The 12989-nt window shown below is 42.2% G+C and carries 14 protein-coding genes and 1 rRNA gene (1 of these 15 cut by a window edge); 4 read left to right on the top strand and 11 right to left on the bottom strand.

Annotation, left to right across the window (positions count from 1 at the left end; translation table 11 throughout):
• The 4 genes from HMPREF9708_RS05790 to HMPREF9708_RS05775 all read right to left on the bottom strand — a co-directional run.
• Window positions 1–61: ribosomal RNA gene (locus tag HMPREF9708_RS05790) — 16S ribosomal RNA — on the bottom strand (it extends 1488 nt beyond the left edge of the window).
• Between the two features lie 642 nt (window positions 62–703).
• Entirely contained in the window at window positions 704–2035 is a 1332-nt protein-coding gene (locus HMPREF9708_RS05785) for a glucose-6-phosphate isomerase (RefSeq protein ID WP_006309326.1), read from the bottom strand.
• 42 nt (window positions 2036–2077) lie between these two features.
• Entirely contained in the window at window positions 2078–2476 is a 399-nt protein-coding gene (locus HMPREF9708_RS05780) for a CvfD/Ygs/GSP13 family RNA-binding post-transcriptional regulator (protein ID WP_006309325.1), read from the bottom strand.
• A gap of 16 nt (window positions 2477–2492) precedes the next feature.
• The gene (locus tag HMPREF9708_RS05775) at window positions 2493–3080 is read right to left on the bottom strand and encodes a peptidylprolyl isomerase (protein ID WP_006309324.1); all 588 of its coding nucleotides are present in this window, start codon (window positions 3078–3080) and stop codon (window positions 2493–2495) included.
• Window positions 3081–3207: 127 nt separating this feature from the next.
• On the opposite strand from HMPREF9708_RS05775, the gene HMPREF9708_RS05770 reads away from it, so the two are divergent.
• The 3 genes from HMPREF9708_RS05770 to HMPREF9708_RS05760 are packed head-to-tail and all read left to right on the top strand — an operon-like array spanning window position 3208 to window position 5260.
• Entirely contained in the window at window positions 3208–3726 is a 519-nt protein-coding gene (locus HMPREF9708_RS05770) for a divergent PAP2 family protein (protein WP_006309323.1), read from the top strand.
• Window positions 3727–3755: 29 nt separating this feature from the next.
• Window positions 3756–4748 carry an NAD(P)/FAD-dependent oxidoreductase gene (locus HMPREF9708_RS05765; protein WP_006309322.1) on the top strand — a complete coding sequence of 331 codons (993 nt, stop codon included), beginning with the start codon at window positions 3756–3758 and terminating at the stop codon, window positions 4746–4748.
• A complete protein-coding gene (locus HMPREF9708_RS05760; protein WP_006309321.1) occupies window positions 4748–5260 on the top strand; it encodes a phosphatidylglycerophosphatase A family protein in 513 nt (170 codons plus the stop codon). Before HMPREF9708_RS05765 ends, HMPREF9708_RS05760 begins: the two co-directional genes overlap by 1 nt.
• Before the next feature lie 74 nt (window positions 5261–5334).
• Here HMPREF9708_RS05760 and HMPREF9708_RS05755 read toward each other — a convergent pair whose 3' ends face one another.
• The 5 genes from HMPREF9708_RS05755 to HMPREF9708_RS05735 form a co-directional block, all read right to left on the bottom strand.
• The gene (locus HMPREF9708_RS05755; RefSeq protein WP_006309320.1) at window positions 5335–5967 is read right to left on the bottom strand and encodes a TIGR01906 family membrane protein; all 633 of its coding nucleotides are present in this window, start codon (window positions 5965–5967) and stop codon (window positions 5335–5337) included.
• Window positions 5964–6737: a TIGR01457 family HAD-type hydrolase gene (locus HMPREF9708_RS05750; RefSeq protein ID WP_006309319.1), complete on the bottom strand. Its 774-nt coding sequence runs from the start codon at window positions 6735–6737 to the stop codon at window positions 5964–5966. Before HMPREF9708_RS05750 ends, HMPREF9708_RS05755 begins: the two co-directional genes overlap by 4 nt.
• 24 nt (window positions 6738–6761) lie before the next feature.
• Complete coding sequence (locus HMPREF9708_RS07925; protein WP_006309318.1) at window positions 6762–7457, bottom strand: YutD family protein; 696 nt, start codon at window positions 7455–7457, stop codon at window positions 6762–6764.
• A 25-nt stretch (window positions 7458–7482) separates the two neighbouring features.
• Window positions 7483–8853: a bifunctional metallophosphatase/5'-nucleotidase gene (locus HMPREF9708_RS05740; RefSeq protein WP_006309317.1), complete on the bottom strand. Its 1371-nt coding sequence runs from the start codon at window positions 8851–8853 to the stop codon at window positions 7483–7485.
• Window positions 8854–8941: 88 nt separating this feature from the next.
• On the bottom strand, window positions 8942–9565 hold the full coding sequence (locus tag HMPREF9708_RS05735) for a CDP-alcohol phosphatidyltransferase family protein (protein WP_006309316.1): 624 nt from the start codon (window positions 9563–9565) through the stop codon (window positions 8942–8944).
• 139 nt (window positions 9566–9704) lie between these two features.
• On the opposite strand from HMPREF9708_RS05735, the gene HMPREF9708_RS05730 reads away from it, so the two are divergent.
• Window positions 9705–10550: a DegV family protein gene (locus HMPREF9708_RS05730; protein ID WP_006309315.1), complete on the top strand. Its 846-nt coding sequence runs from the start codon at window positions 9705–9707 to the stop codon at window positions 10548–10550.
• A gap of 214 nt (window positions 10551–10764) precedes the next feature.
• On the opposite strand, the gene HMPREF9708_RS05725 is transcribed toward HMPREF9708_RS05730, so the two are convergent.
• Window positions 10765–11889: an alpha/beta fold hydrolase gene (locus tag HMPREF9708_RS05725; protein ID WP_006309314.1), complete on the bottom strand. Its 1125-nt coding sequence runs from the start codon at window positions 11887–11889 to the stop codon at window positions 10765–10767.
• 83 nt (window positions 11890–11972) lie between these two features.
• Window positions 11973–12857 (bottom strand): polysaccharide deacetylase family protein, encoded by an 885-nt coding sequence (locus HMPREF9708_RS05720; RefSeq protein WP_006309313.1) that lies wholly within the window; start codon window positions 12855–12857, stop codon window positions 11973–11975.
• Between the last annotated feature and the right edge of the window lie 132 nt (window positions 12858–12989).

Here is a 12989-nt window from a genome sequence, read left to right as displayed (position 1 = left end):
CTTGCATGTATTAGGCACGCCGCCAGCGTTCGTCCTGAGCCAGGATCAAACTCTCATGAAAGTGTGACTTGAAGCTTATGCCTCAAGTCGTATTCATGAGTCCTTTGACTCATTTAAATACTAGCTTTGGATTTTTTAGAGTGTTCCTTCACTCGTCTCGAAATTTATTCGGTTGTGCGATTCCTTCGAATCGCCCCTACACATCTTGGTGTTTGTCTTTGTTCAGTTTTCAATGAGCTTGGTTGTCGCTCGTTTGAGTGACAACTTCTTTATGTTAGCACGGGTTCAGATGATTGTCAAATACTTTTTTGTATTTTTCTTATCTTCTTTTCCAGCTAACCGGTCGCCGTCTTGACGACAAGAAATAATATAGCATGAGACGCCAGACAACGTCAAGCCTTTTTTTGAAATATTTTTGACTCATGCACTTATTTCAAATGTGTTAATTATTTTAGTCTCCTTTCTTAAGCTTGTCAATCTCTATTTTATCATCTTTACACTTTTTGCTTTTATAGCGAGACCTCTTCTATTTTTTCGTTTTTACTTTTAGTGACCTTTCATTAAAGATCGCTCTCTACTAATAGACTTGCTTCTATTAAATAAACTGTTTAAGTTTTTCCCTCTATATAGAAGAAATCATACAAAAAAAGAACCCTCATTGTGAGAGTTCTTCATCTAGAGCAGTATAAAAACACTTTACGCACTAACCTTGGTCTGCTAATTTTTCGTAGCCAGGTTTCTCGAGTAAAGCAAACATATTACGTTTGTAGGCTTCCACACCTGGTTGGTCAAATGGATTCACACCATTTAAATATCCAGAAATCGCAACCGCTATTTCAAAGAAATAGATCAATTGACCTAATGTCCCCTCAGTCATATCCGCTAATTCAATGACCACGTTGGGAACTCCACCATCGGTATGCGCCATAAGTGTTCCTTGGAATGCCTTCTGATTGACTTCTGCTAATGTTTTATTTTCTAAGTAATTTAATCCATCCAAGTCTTTCTCGTCAGCCATAATTCTGACCTCTGATGGTGATTCTTTAACGGTTAGGACTGTTTCAAAAAGATTCCTCGGGCCATCTTGAATGATCTGGCCGATCGAATGGAGGTCGGTTGTAAAATTAGCAGTTGTTGGGAAGATCCCTTTATGGTCCTTGCCTTCAGATTCTCCGAAGAGTTGTTTCCACCACTCACCAAAGGACCTTAGGTTGGGCTCATAATTGGCCAATATTTCAACTTGCTTGCCTTTTCGGTGGAGAATATTGCGGATCATCGCATAGCGTATCGCCTCATTCTTTGAGACATCCTCTTGTTGGTAGAGAGCTGTCGCCTTCTCTGCCCCACCCATGAGCGCCTCGATATTTAATCCAGCTACTGCAATCGGCAAAAGACCTACTGCCGTTAGAACAGTAAACCGCCCACCGATCCCGCTTGGGATAACAAAAGTCTCATAACCATTCTCATCTGCCTCACTACGTAAAGCTCCTTTATCTTGGTCCGTAGTCGCATAGATCCGACGATTCGCTTCTTCCTTACCATATTTACGGATCAGCTTTTCCTTAAGAATCCGAAAGGCGATGGCAGGTTCAGTTGTCGTACCAGACTTGGAAATAACATTAATTGAGAAGTCTTGCTCTCCAATCACCTCAAGCAACTCATTTAAATACTTAGAAGATAGGTGGTTACCAAGGAAGTAGATCTTCGGGCAACCCCGTTTAGGGCTCACTTCATTGTAAAAAGTATGGCTGAGAAAGTCGATGGCTGCACGTGCACCCAGATAGGATCCGCCAATTCCAATGACCACCAATACATCTGAATCTGATTGTATTTTTTGAGCCGTTTGTTTAATACGTTGAAATTCTTCCTTATCATAGCTTGTGGGCCATTGGACCCAATCAATGAAATCATTTCCCGCACCTTTTCCCTCTAGCAATTGGCTTAGAGCGAGTTGAGCATAAGGCGTTATTTGTTCAATCTCTTGTTCAGAGACAAATGGTTGAATATACTGATCATTCAGTTTAATTACTTCCATTGTTTTTCCTCCTTAACCTGGGTCTGGTATTCAAGCGTATATTTAGACTTCGACTTTGGTATTAAATTCATTATGGTCGATCGACTTTAGAGCCTTTGCGATCCAGATGGGCATCTGATTTTTGATTGTTTCAAAACCAATATCAGGTGTTTTGCGTTTTTTTCGGCGTCGGTTCCTTTTTGGATAGGGAGGAATATTCAACTTATCCAATGCTCGAATGGAGAGGGAGATCTTATGGCTGTATTCATCGATATCGATGATCACTACTTTTACCTTATCTCCCACTTTAACAAAATCTGACAGGTCGCCCATATAGCCATGCTTACATTCAGAAATATGCACAAGCCCTTGCTCGCGTTCTGATAAGTTGACAAAAACACCATAATTCTGGATACCTGTGACTTCGCCTTCGATGATATCTCCAATTTTGAATTGACTCATCACATATCCCTCATCTCTAGTCATTAACCGTAATGGATTCGATCACAACATCTTCGATGGGTTTATCTTGGAGTCCTGTTTCAACATTTTGAATCGATAGAACATGTTCCATACCTGCTACAACATGGCCAAAGACCGTGTGACGATTGTCCAGCCAAGGGGTTCCTCCCTTTTCTTGATAAGCCTGAATTATTTGACTCGGATACTCGAGCGACTTCATTTGGTCGAGTAAATCTTCTGGCACTTCAGGAGCAGTTACGATAAAAAATTGACTGCCGTTTGTATTGGGTCCCGCATTGGCCATCGACAAGGCACCATATAAATTGAAGACCGAGTCATCGAATTCATCTTCAAAAGCTTCTTGCCACTTACTTGTCCCACCGCGACCTGTTCCAGATGGATCCCCACCTTGAATCATAAAGTCCGGAATCACTCGGTGGAAGATCACCCCATCATAATAACCTTCTTGAGCTAATGTTCGAAAATTCTCAACTGCCTTAGGGGCTGCTTCCGGGAAGAGGGCTATCTGAATGTCCCCCTTAGTGGTATGTAAAATAACATCTGCTTTCAGTTCATTTGCCATAAGTTGTGGAAATTTTGACATCATGAAACTCCTTTTCTGATTAAATATGCTTCTTTATTCTATCGTAAATATTTGAAAATTTATAGTTAAAGGGGCCTATTTTTGGTAAGATAAGTTATAACGAAATAAAATAAAGGATTTAAAGCATATGAATTATCCACTTATTAGCGCTTTTACCGCTATCTTTTTTGCTCAAGCCATAAAATATCCGATTGCTTTCTTTAGCAAAAAGTCTCCAAAAATTGAAATCATGACTTCAACAGGCGGTATGCCTTCTTCACACTCGGCAGCCGTTGCGAGTTTAATCACGAGTCTAGTATTTGAATACGGTTTTTCCTCCCCCTTAGTGGCAATTGCCACAGTCTTCGGGGTCATCATCATGTTTGATTCGATGGGTGTTCGACGGCAAAGTGGCGAACAAGGCTTGGTCATCGATGCCCTTATTCGGCAAATCACCAACAAAGAAGAGAAGATCAAACAAGCCATTGCTGAATCGCGCTCAGAGGAATTGACCAACCCCACTATTGACGAGAATGCTCTCGATCGTTACGAAGATTTAGTCATTACCAAGTATTTAGGCCATACTCCGACGGAAGTTTTTGCTGGTGTCTTAACGGGTGGGTTGGTAGCCGTCATCATGCGGTATCTTTATGTCTCTATCTTCTAATTTGTAAAGAGTAGGAGGAATTAAATGCAATGCTAACCGATATACTTATCATTGGGGCGGGACCCGTTGGTTTATATACAGCCTTCTATGCTCAAATGCGAAAAGCAAGTGTCAAAGTCCTTGATTCATTAAAGGCTCCAGGTGGTCAACCCGCTCATATTTATGGTGAAAAACTTATATATGATATTCCTGGCTACCCCTCCATTACAGGGACAGAACTCACCCAACAACTTCTAAACCAGTTAAGTCGATTTGAGAATGATTTTTGCTTGGGTCAAGAAGTCCTGATGATTACCAAAAATGACCAAGGAATTTTCGAAATACAGACTAACCAGACCACACATTATGCGAAATCCGTTATTATCGCTACTGGAAATGGTGCTTTTCAACCCCGCAAGCTTAACTTAGATAAGGCCCAGGAATACGAAGATCAAAGCCTGCATTATATTATAAAGAATCCAGAAGACTTTCGTGGAAAGACGGTTGCCCTGGCGGGTGGCGGGGACTCAGCTGTTGATTGGGCTTTAACCTTAGAAGGTATTGCTGATAGGGTCTATCTCATTCATCGCCGTGACCAGTTTCGTGCCCTCGAGTATAGTGTTGAGCGATTGGAACATTCAAGTGTTCAGCAGATAAAGCCTTATCTCATCAAGGCATTACAAGGTGACCTTGGTCAACTCACGGGTCTTCACCTGGAACGCGCTAAAACCAAAGACCCCCTCTTTCTTGAAGTCGATCAGCTAGTGGTCAATTATGGTTTTTCTACCTCATTAAATAGCGCCAAAAAATGGGGGGTTGCCATTCAACACAATCAAGTTCAAGTCGATTGTCATATGGAAACAACTGTTAAAGGAATCTTTGCAGTTGGCGATATCGCTCACTATGACGGCAAAGTCAAAATTATTGCAAGTGGATTTGGAGAGGCCCCGCTTGCTGTAAACCAAGCCCTCTACTATGCGAACCCGTCCTATCAACCATCCCCCATTCATTCATCCAGTTTATTTGAAGGAGAGATACTTTAATGAAAAATTCAAAAGCAGTTGTCGAAGAAAACCGTCTGATGCAAGAAGCCTATCGCTTACTCGAAGAACGCGGAGTCAAAATAGCAGATATTGCAGATATTGTTTTAGATTTACAAGGCGCATATGTGAGCGACTTAACGAAGGAGACTTGCATTGAAAATGTCCATGCTGTCATGCAAAAACGTGAAGTGCAAAATGCGATCGTAACAGGGATTGAATTAGATAAGCTTGCTGAAGAAGAAAAGTTGTCCCCCATTCTGACCGATATCCTCATGCGTGATGAGGGCCTTTATGGAATCGATGAAATCCTGATCCTATCAATTGTGAACGTTTATGGTTCTATTGGATTGACGAACTTCGGTTACGTTGACAAATTAAAGCCCGGAATTATTGGGGAATTAAACGACCAAAAAGGCAAGTTATGTAACACTTTCATTGATGATATAGTGGGGGCCCTAGCAGCTGCTGCTGCAAGCCGAATTGCCCATGCTCAACATGAAGTAAATCTCTAACCAAGCAAACCGCTTGATTCAAAAAGACCAGCTTTGGCACATCGTCCACAAGCTGGTCTTTTTTGTTGGATCATCTATTTTAATTTATGGTAAAAGGACCATTGGATGGCCAGCAAATAAATCGCATAATAAATAATCGTCACAATGAATAAGATCATAAAGAAAAATTGAGGAAGCACTTGAATAATTGGATCCGTCAATGGATCAAATAGCCATAAGTCATTGCGGAATAGAAGATGGTGAAAGCTGATAAACACCTGATCAAAAGCGATAAAAAAGACGAAAAGAAGCAGCAAAGGTAAGACAAAAGCTCCCTTTAGCCAATATTTTAAGTAAGGCACTTTACGCTTTCGGTGTCGTAAATGATAGATGGTAAAGCCTGATAGGATGATGCAGACAATCCCTACAACCATGGTAAGTTGGAAAAGTAGCTTAACTTCCGCAAAGTGCTGTAAACCACCCGTCGAGAAAGAAAAGTCTGGTAGTTCTAATGCGGTATAGGCTGGAAAAATCAGATAGTCGATCATTCGCTGATAGTTATCAAGTAAGGCTTCTTGGCTGATTCCAACCTGGTCTTGCCAATGAAAGAATTGGTTGGCCAAACGATAAATAATTGGTGAAGTCAAAAGGGTCGTGATGATAGCTAAGCTCAAGCTCGTTAAGATAAAGAGGAGCGTTGTTAGGATTGATCGCACTTGTTGCTTCATTGGACAACCACTTGACTTAAATCATCCAGAATATAGGTCGGCTGATAGGTAAAGTGAGGAATCATTGTCTTATCCGTAACACCTGTTAGAACTAATAGGGTGTCGACCCCCGCTAAATAACCGGCTTGTATATCCGTCTCATAATTATCGCCAACTACTAGGACCTTATCTTTGGTCAGGCCCATTTTATTGATGGCTGCTTCGATAATCGAGGGAGAAGGCTTGCCGATTAAATGGGGCTTGACTTGGCTGGCCCGCTCAAGAAAAGCGGTGATCGGTCCAGAACTAGGTGCAGGCCCCTCTTCAGTTGGAATCAATTGATCTTGATTGGTTACGACAAAATCCGCCCCCTTCAAAAGAGCCTGCGTTGCCGTCAACAAGTCTGAGTATGTCACATCCCGTTGCAAGGCTTGAAGCACAACCTCTGCATCTCGAGTTTGATCCAAGCAGAGACCACTCGATTCAACCGCCTGCTTCAAAGAAGGTTCACCGATAACCATTATTCTTTGGTCCGCATGATTTTGTTTCAGGTATTCGACCGCTGCCGTTGCAGACGTATAAATTTGATGCGGCGTAACGGGCAGGTTTAGATCATGAAATAAGTGGTCATAGATGGCCTCGATACTTCTTGTTGCATTATTGGTCATAAAGAGATAATGGCGATTAGCCGCTTTTAACTGATGAATAAAATCTTCAGCCTCTGGTAAACAGTGTTGGCCAACATAAGTTGTCCCGTCTAAATCAATAATATAACCTTGATATGGTCGCATAGAATCCCCTCTCTAAAGAACGACTTAGGACTTTTTCTGCTTAATCGTAAAATGTCCCTTATGAGTCTTAGTATTTCGATTCGAATGACTGAAGCGAGTTTGTCGATCATTTTGACGGAGTTTAAAATTATTTTTCCCTTTGCCTGTCTCCCTGTCCTGGACCAAGCTACGGTCCTTATGAGAAGACTGGCTCGATCTTTTACGATGGTTGCGCTGATTTTTTTTGTAATGAGGTGACTTGGTTGCAAATGACCTTTTTTGATTACGCGACTTACTTGGTAAACTCGCAAATTTACCCGCACGAAGGTCTTCCGTTAACTGGGGATAGTCAAGGAGACTCTTTGTCTTACCTATCACAAAGTAGCTTGCACCAAAATTACAGTACTCATTCAAATAGTCTTCTAATGTCTCAATCCGTTGATCATAAGGAACCTTTGGAGTCCCGATTTGATAGAAACCGCGTAAACGCAGTTGATCGGATGCCCAATCTCCCACAATATAATCATACTTCGCAAAAAAATCTTGGTAACGATCAAAGAAGGCATCATAACGGTAGCCGTTAGCATGATCCACTAATACTTGATACTCTTCTCCCTCGATCAAGAGATGGTGGTCATCCACTTTGGAAATATTTTTTTCTATTTCACCTTGATCAGGCCGCAATAAGTCTTCTAGATAGTCTGTCAAGTCAAAACCTTTATCTGTTGCATCTTGTGTCATGTCAAATAACTCCTCTAAATAAAATTCAAATCAAGGGATAATGTTCTTGCAAATAGCGCCGCATGATCTGACGCAAGAAATCTGGGAATAAAATCTGAATCTCAATATGGTCTCTTAAACTAGGAAAGAATGGTAAAAGTAGGTAGTGGTCAAGGGTTACAAGCTGGTAAGTTTGTTGGTCATTCAAAGGAAGCCCTTCAATTAACCAGTCATTATGGGCCGAATCATAAGCGATGCCCCTGAAGACCATCTCGCCGAAATACTTGCCGCGAAAACCACATCCAGACACATGCCGATCAACCAGCTGCTCTCTTTGAGACTGAATTTCCCATAGGGCCTTACGAAGGTGGAGTCCTTGGATGTGAAGCTTTACAACATGGACAGGATGAGGCAGGGCTTGATGTAAATGTCTCATATTGACTCTTCCTTGTGGCAAGCCTGTCAAGAACATACCAGTTGATAGCATGGCCAGGCAGCAATCCATCTGGTCACAAATAGCATTGAAAGTTTGTTCAATCAAGGAATTCTGACCTGCAGTTAAATGAGAATCCCACGGTTCTGGTAGCCAGGCCACTGCTTCCGTATCGAGTTGCAATTTCCCTTGATTCAGATAATCCTTAAAGGAGCCAGGGGTAATACCTTCCTTTATTTCATTAAGCGACTTAGTCGAGACGACCAAGTCCTTAGACGAATCATCCAGGACCACTTCTCCAATGTATTCCCCATAACGCCCGCAAGCAGCTAAGGTGACACCAGATATCCTTTCCCCGTAGCGAAGGTAATGGTGGGTATGTCCTCCTAGGATCAAATCAATGCCTTCAAAGCGTTGGGCAATCTCGCGATCCGCCTGGTAACCCAGGTGGGAGAGCAAGACGAGATAGTCCCATTCTGACGATCTTGCATGGAGAGCTTGCAATTGATCTTCAAGCACATCATAGGGGTCCAAGACCTGGTAACCATTCAAAGAGTAACTCGGGTAAGGCGCGGTGAGCCCTAAGAAGGCGATCCGTACACCATCCAATTCTTTAATCACAACTTGGTGGACGCTATCTAAATCGGACTTCTCATGGCTTGCCCTTAAATTCCCACATACAAAGGAATATTGAGCAGCTTGAACCAGACGGTCAAAGTGGGGTCGAGAAATATTTAAGCCTTCATTATTACCCAATGTAACTACATCATACTGAACTTGGTTAAATAAGTCGACAATGATTTGTCCGTGCGTTGCTTCTACTAAAGGATGCCAAAAGTCGATCGCATCGCCCACATCACATAGGATCATCTTATCGCCTGCTTGTTCAATCTCATCCCGTCGTTGTTGAATATACTTTGCTAGAAGGTCTATATGCTCAAGGTGTCCATGAAGATCATTCGTATGTAGGATATGGACTTTCATACTCGCCAACTACCTCCCTTATAAAAACAAAAAAGAAAGAAGTAACGTCCCTAATCATTCAATGGAGGAACCGTTACTTCTGCAAAAATTACAAGAAAATACTAAAAGCTAGGAAAACAATGAGCACCACAATGAGTCCCATCACGGTATAGCGCCACTGTTCCTTGGTCAACTTCGGAATGGGGCGTGCCATCACATAACCAACCGCCAAGACAAGTAATAGAACCGCTAGGACCATGGCTAACCAGGCCCCTTTAGCAAAGAAATGAATTAATAAGAGGATGGCAAGCACTGGGACAACAGCTAGAATCGGTAGACCCAAATAAGAATGATCCAGCTCAACTTGTTCCCCTTGAAATTCTTGCGGACGGTTGAAATGGGCAAGTCGGATCCCAACCGCGAGCATGTAGATGGCTGCAACAATAACACCCCAGACAGCCCCTCCTGCTAGAGATTGAAGGATTGCAGCTGGTACTAAGCCATATCCAATAAAATCCGCTAGAACTTCTAGCTCTAGACCGAAGGATAAGGCATCCTCTTGATATTCAAAATATTGATCGATCTCAGAATGGGTAATGGTTAGAATGCTTACGATAATTAAGGACATCATGGCATAATCAACTTGGTTAATCATAGCAAAGGCAACCCCGAGGGCCCCGAAAACAAATCGGACAAGTATCGGTAAATTGGATTGATGAATATTTCCCAACATAACGCTTCCTCCTAGCAATCATTTATATTCATTTTACCTATTATACCATAGAATTTGCAAGTCCTAACCAACAAAGAAATTGCAAGAATATTATTAGTTCGTTATACTAGGACCAAAGAAATCAAAAGAGGTTTTGCCTATGACTTGGAAAATTGTAAGTGATTCTGGGGCAGACATTCAGTCAATCAGTGACTTGTCCCCCACCATTCAATACGAACGTGTTCCACTAATTTTAAATATTGATAACCATATTTTTACAGACGATCATACACTGAAGATAGCGCAAATTATGGACCGAATGGAAGCAACTAAGATTGCCGCAACTTCTGCTTGTCCTGGTCCAGATGCTTACGCTAAGGCTTATGAAGGAGCAGACAATATTTTGTGCTTTACCCTATCAGCCAATATCTCTGGTTCTTACAACTCAGCCGTCCTCGCCAAAGAAATGGTCTTAGAAAAGAATCCGCATGCGAACATCTATATCTTCAATACCCATTCAGCGGGTGCTGAAATTGACTTGTTGATCTATCAGGCGATCGACCTCATCCAACAAGACCTAGACTTCGAAACTGTTATCTCAAAGTTAGAAGCCTTCCACCGATCCACTCATACGAACTTCTTATTAGAGTCCGTCGATAGTCTAGTCAAGAATGGCCGCATTTCAAAAATTATTGGTCAAATGATTGGCCTCCTCGGGATTCGTTTGATTGGCAAACGCTCACCGGAAGGAACCATTGAATTAGCCCAAAAAGCTAAAGGAACAAGACGAGCCATGAAAGCCATGTTAGAAGAAATGAAGCATAATCATTTTGACGGTTTGGAACTAGTCATTAGCCATGTTCTAAATCCCGACGGCTGTCAAGATTTTGCCAACCTAGTCCGCCAGCATTACCCACAAGTTAAGGTCACCACCTTAGCTTGTTCAGGACTTTGTAGTTTTTATGCCCAACGTCACGGGCTCATTATTGCTTATTCTGGCAAATAGCCTAACTCCTATCATTAAAGCCTTTCAAGGCGTCGATAACTCGCCCTGGCTGACTGATTGATAATGAATGACTCGATAATTACTTTCAAAGAATTAACAACACAAGACACCGAATGATTGCCCACTGAGCGAGGTTCTCCTGCCAGTAGCTTCTCATTCGGTGTCTTTCCTTTTCTCAAAGAGGTCGAGAGGATTACCACCCTATTCTTTGCCTTTAACTGTGACTTTGAATAAAGGATAGAGTCTGACTGATAACTGCCTGAACTTGCGGATCATGGCCTGCAAGAATTTCATGCTGGCTATTTGGAACAACTATGTTCAAGACATTTGGTAAGTAATAGCCAAGATTATAATTCCCATTTGCTCGGACAATCTGGTCCTTCTCTGCTCTAAATTGAAGAACCGGCAGGTTCATCCCTTCAATTCTTTCTGGTTGATTGATCTCTTGAAGAAAGTCGAGAGCGGAATCGAGCCAATTAATCGAAGCTGAAAAAGTTGGGTATAGGTGTTCAGAAAAATTTAAAGCATGGTAAAAACTACCACGAGAATCTGAATTACAGAGCTTATTATTGGTTTGATAGGTCAAGCGCTTTAGAGCTTCCTTGTCTGTGGTTGTTGGGATATAGCGATGGCCATAGGCTAATTTCTTTGCCCTATCCGTAAAGAGATGGAGCCATTCATCCGGGATACCTCCAGTCTCAATCGCCATCATAGGAGCTGACAAGACCAAGCCATCAATCTTTTGCTCTTGTGCCTGGCCATACCCTGTTACAACGGCTCCCCCCATGGAGTGTCCCATTAACCACACGGGGGTGGCTGAATCACTCCGTTGACGAGCGTAGTCTACCATCAAATCGAGATCGGTCAGGTAGTCTTCAAAGCTATGACAATCAACCATCGTATGGTGGTCCGACTTCTTGGAATGGCCATGTCCACGGGCATCATAAACCAGCACTTGAATACCCGCTTGCAGGAAGTAGTAAATAACTTCGCGATATTTTTCTTTAAATTCATTAAATCCATGCACAAGCACCAGGGTCGCTTGGGCTTGGTCAGCTTGGTAGAAGTCATATGCTAGGGCAAAATCTTGCGATTGAATCCTGCCCGATTCCATCCGGTCCAAAAGGTAAGGCATGAGCTGCTGGTTCCATTCTTCTTCAAAACAATCCTCATGCAACCATTTAATCGCTAGGTGGTCATCATATGGGGCTAATAATCGCTCCTTAGGATTAAAAGACTGCAAGGGGTGACGGAACGGTTTAATAGACTGCAAAACTTTATAAGTAGCAAAGCCTACTAAGCTGCCAGCTAATAATTTTTTGGGAAATTGAGTCATCATCTCTTCCTTTCTCCTGATCTAAAGTTCCATTAACAATTAACTAGGAGCTTAATCGCGATTCCAAAAGAACATTTACTCATAAACTAGGACTCACTGGCTAGGATGTTTTCTCTGGATTCAATTAAGAGCGGATCAACAATTTGATAGCCCATTTCGCGATAGCCATCAATCATCTGATCGAGTGCTTCAAGCGTCCAGGACCGGTCATGCATGAGAACATTTGCTCCGTCATGCAAATGATGGGTGGTGAGGGAAATATTGACCAAAGCTTGGGCATCCAAATACTCATCCATCCAATCATAGCCAAAGTTCCAAGTCATTAATTGCATGCCCAGCTCATTACAGATCGCAATTGTATCTTTCGTATAAAGTCCAAAAGGTGGCCGAAACCATCGCGGCTTCTCACCTGTTATTTCTTCAACCAGTTGGCTAGTCTGACTGATTTCAGCATATTCTTGATCATAATCGAGTTCATGGAGGTTGGGATGTGTCTGGGTATGGTTCCCAATCTCAAATCCAAGATCATAAATTTCCTTGGTGATCTGCCGGCCTTCTTCGGTCTCTAAGTACATACCATTCACTAGAAAGATGGCATTCACATCTTTAGCCTTGAGTGTCTTGGCTATTTCAAGGGCATATGGATTTGGCATCTGAGGGGCGTCATCAAAGGTGAATAATAGGACCTTAGAATACGTCGAATCGGTAATGGGATAAACTTCTGATGAAAAACTTGGATCATTATAAATCTGATAGGCGTAACCCTCCTCATTAGGAGCAGCGTAATGCGCATAGTCCGTCCATGCTTGACGACCCTGAGAACCTTCTGGAGTAGCCTGGGCCTCTTCACTGGTTTCATGATGGGTTTCTTGAGTGGTTCCAACCAGGCTCGTCTCGATTTGATCTTCACTCTGATGCGTCTGACATCCAACAAGCAGAAGGCCCAGTACCAATAGCCATAATCGTTTCATAATCCTTTTCCTTTCTTTAAGACCTCATCTAGATAGAACAATTACATTATAGCATGATTGAGAGTCAAATATCACTCAAGAAACAGCATTGTCTTTGGACCTCACCCAAAGATTATCCACCCACCTTTCATA

The sequence above is a fragment of the Facklamia languida CCUG 37842 genome (genome assembly GCF_000245795.1).
In the GTDB taxonomy this organism is placed as follows: domain Bacteria; phylum Bacillota; class Bacilli; order Lactobacillales; family Aerococcaceae; genus Facklamia; species Facklamia languida.
Note: the sequence above shows the minus strand (reverse complement) of the source record. Positions and strands in the feature narration are given on the sequence as shown.

Excerpts from the sequence above, each read along its gene's own strand:
- HMPREF9708_RS05760 (WP_006309321.1), top strand. The coding sequence starts at position 4,748 with ATGAAAAATTCAAAAGCAGTTGTCGAAGAAAACCGTCTGATGCAAGAA.
- HMPREF9708_RS05775 (WP_006309324.1), bottom strand. The coding sequence starts at position 3,080 with ATGTCAAAATTTCCACAACTTATGGCAAATGAACTGAAAGCAGATGTT.
- HMPREF9708_RS05720 (WP_006309313.1), bottom strand. The coding sequence starts at position 12,857 with ATGAAACGATTATGGCTATTGGTACTGGGCCTTCTGCTTGTTGGATGT.
- HMPREF9708_RS05725 (WP_006309314.1), bottom strand. The coding sequence starts at position 11,889 with ATGATGACTCAATTTCCCAAAAAATTATTAGCTGGCAGCTTAGTAGGC.
- HMPREF9708_RS05765 (WP_006309322.1), top strand. The coding sequence starts at position 3,756 with ATGCTAACCGATATACTTATCATTGGGGCGGGACCCGTTGGTTTATAT.
- HMPREF9708_RS05785 (WP_006309326.1), bottom strand. The coding sequence starts at position 2,035 with ATGGAAGTAATTAAACTGAATGATCAGTATATTCAACCATTTGTCTCT.
- HMPREF9708_RS07925 (WP_006309318.1), bottom strand. The coding sequence starts at position 7,457 with ATGACACAAGATGCAACAGATAAAGGTTTTGACTTGACAGACTATCTA.
- HMPREF9708_RS05770 (WP_006309323.1), top strand. The coding sequence starts at position 3,208 with ATGAATTATCCACTTATTAGCGCTTTTACCGCTATCTTTTTTGCTCAA.
- HMPREF9708_RS05755 (WP_006309320.1), bottom strand. The coding sequence starts at position 5,967 with ATGAAGCAACAAGTGCGATCAATCCTAACAACGCTCCTCTTTATCTTA.
- HMPREF9708_RS05730 (WP_006309315.1), top strand. The coding sequence starts at position 9,705 with ATGACTTGGAAAATTGTAAGTGATTCTGGGGCAGACATTCAGTCAATC.
- HMPREF9708_RS05740 (WP_006309317.1), bottom strand. The coding sequence starts at position 8,853 with ATGAAAGTCCATATCCTACATACGAATGATCTTCATGGACACCTTGAG.
- HMPREF9708_RS05735 (WP_006309316.1), bottom strand. The coding sequence starts at position 9,565 with ATGTTGGGAAATATTCATCAATCCAATTTACCGATACTTGTCCGATTT.
- HMPREF9708_RS05750 (WP_006309319.1), bottom strand. The coding sequence starts at position 6,737 with ATGCGACCATATCAAGGTTATATTATTGATTTAGACGGGACAACTTAT.
- HMPREF9708_RS05780 (WP_006309325.1), bottom strand. The coding sequence starts at position 2,476 with ATGAGTCAATTCAAAATTGGAGATATCATCGAAGGCGAAGTCACAGGT.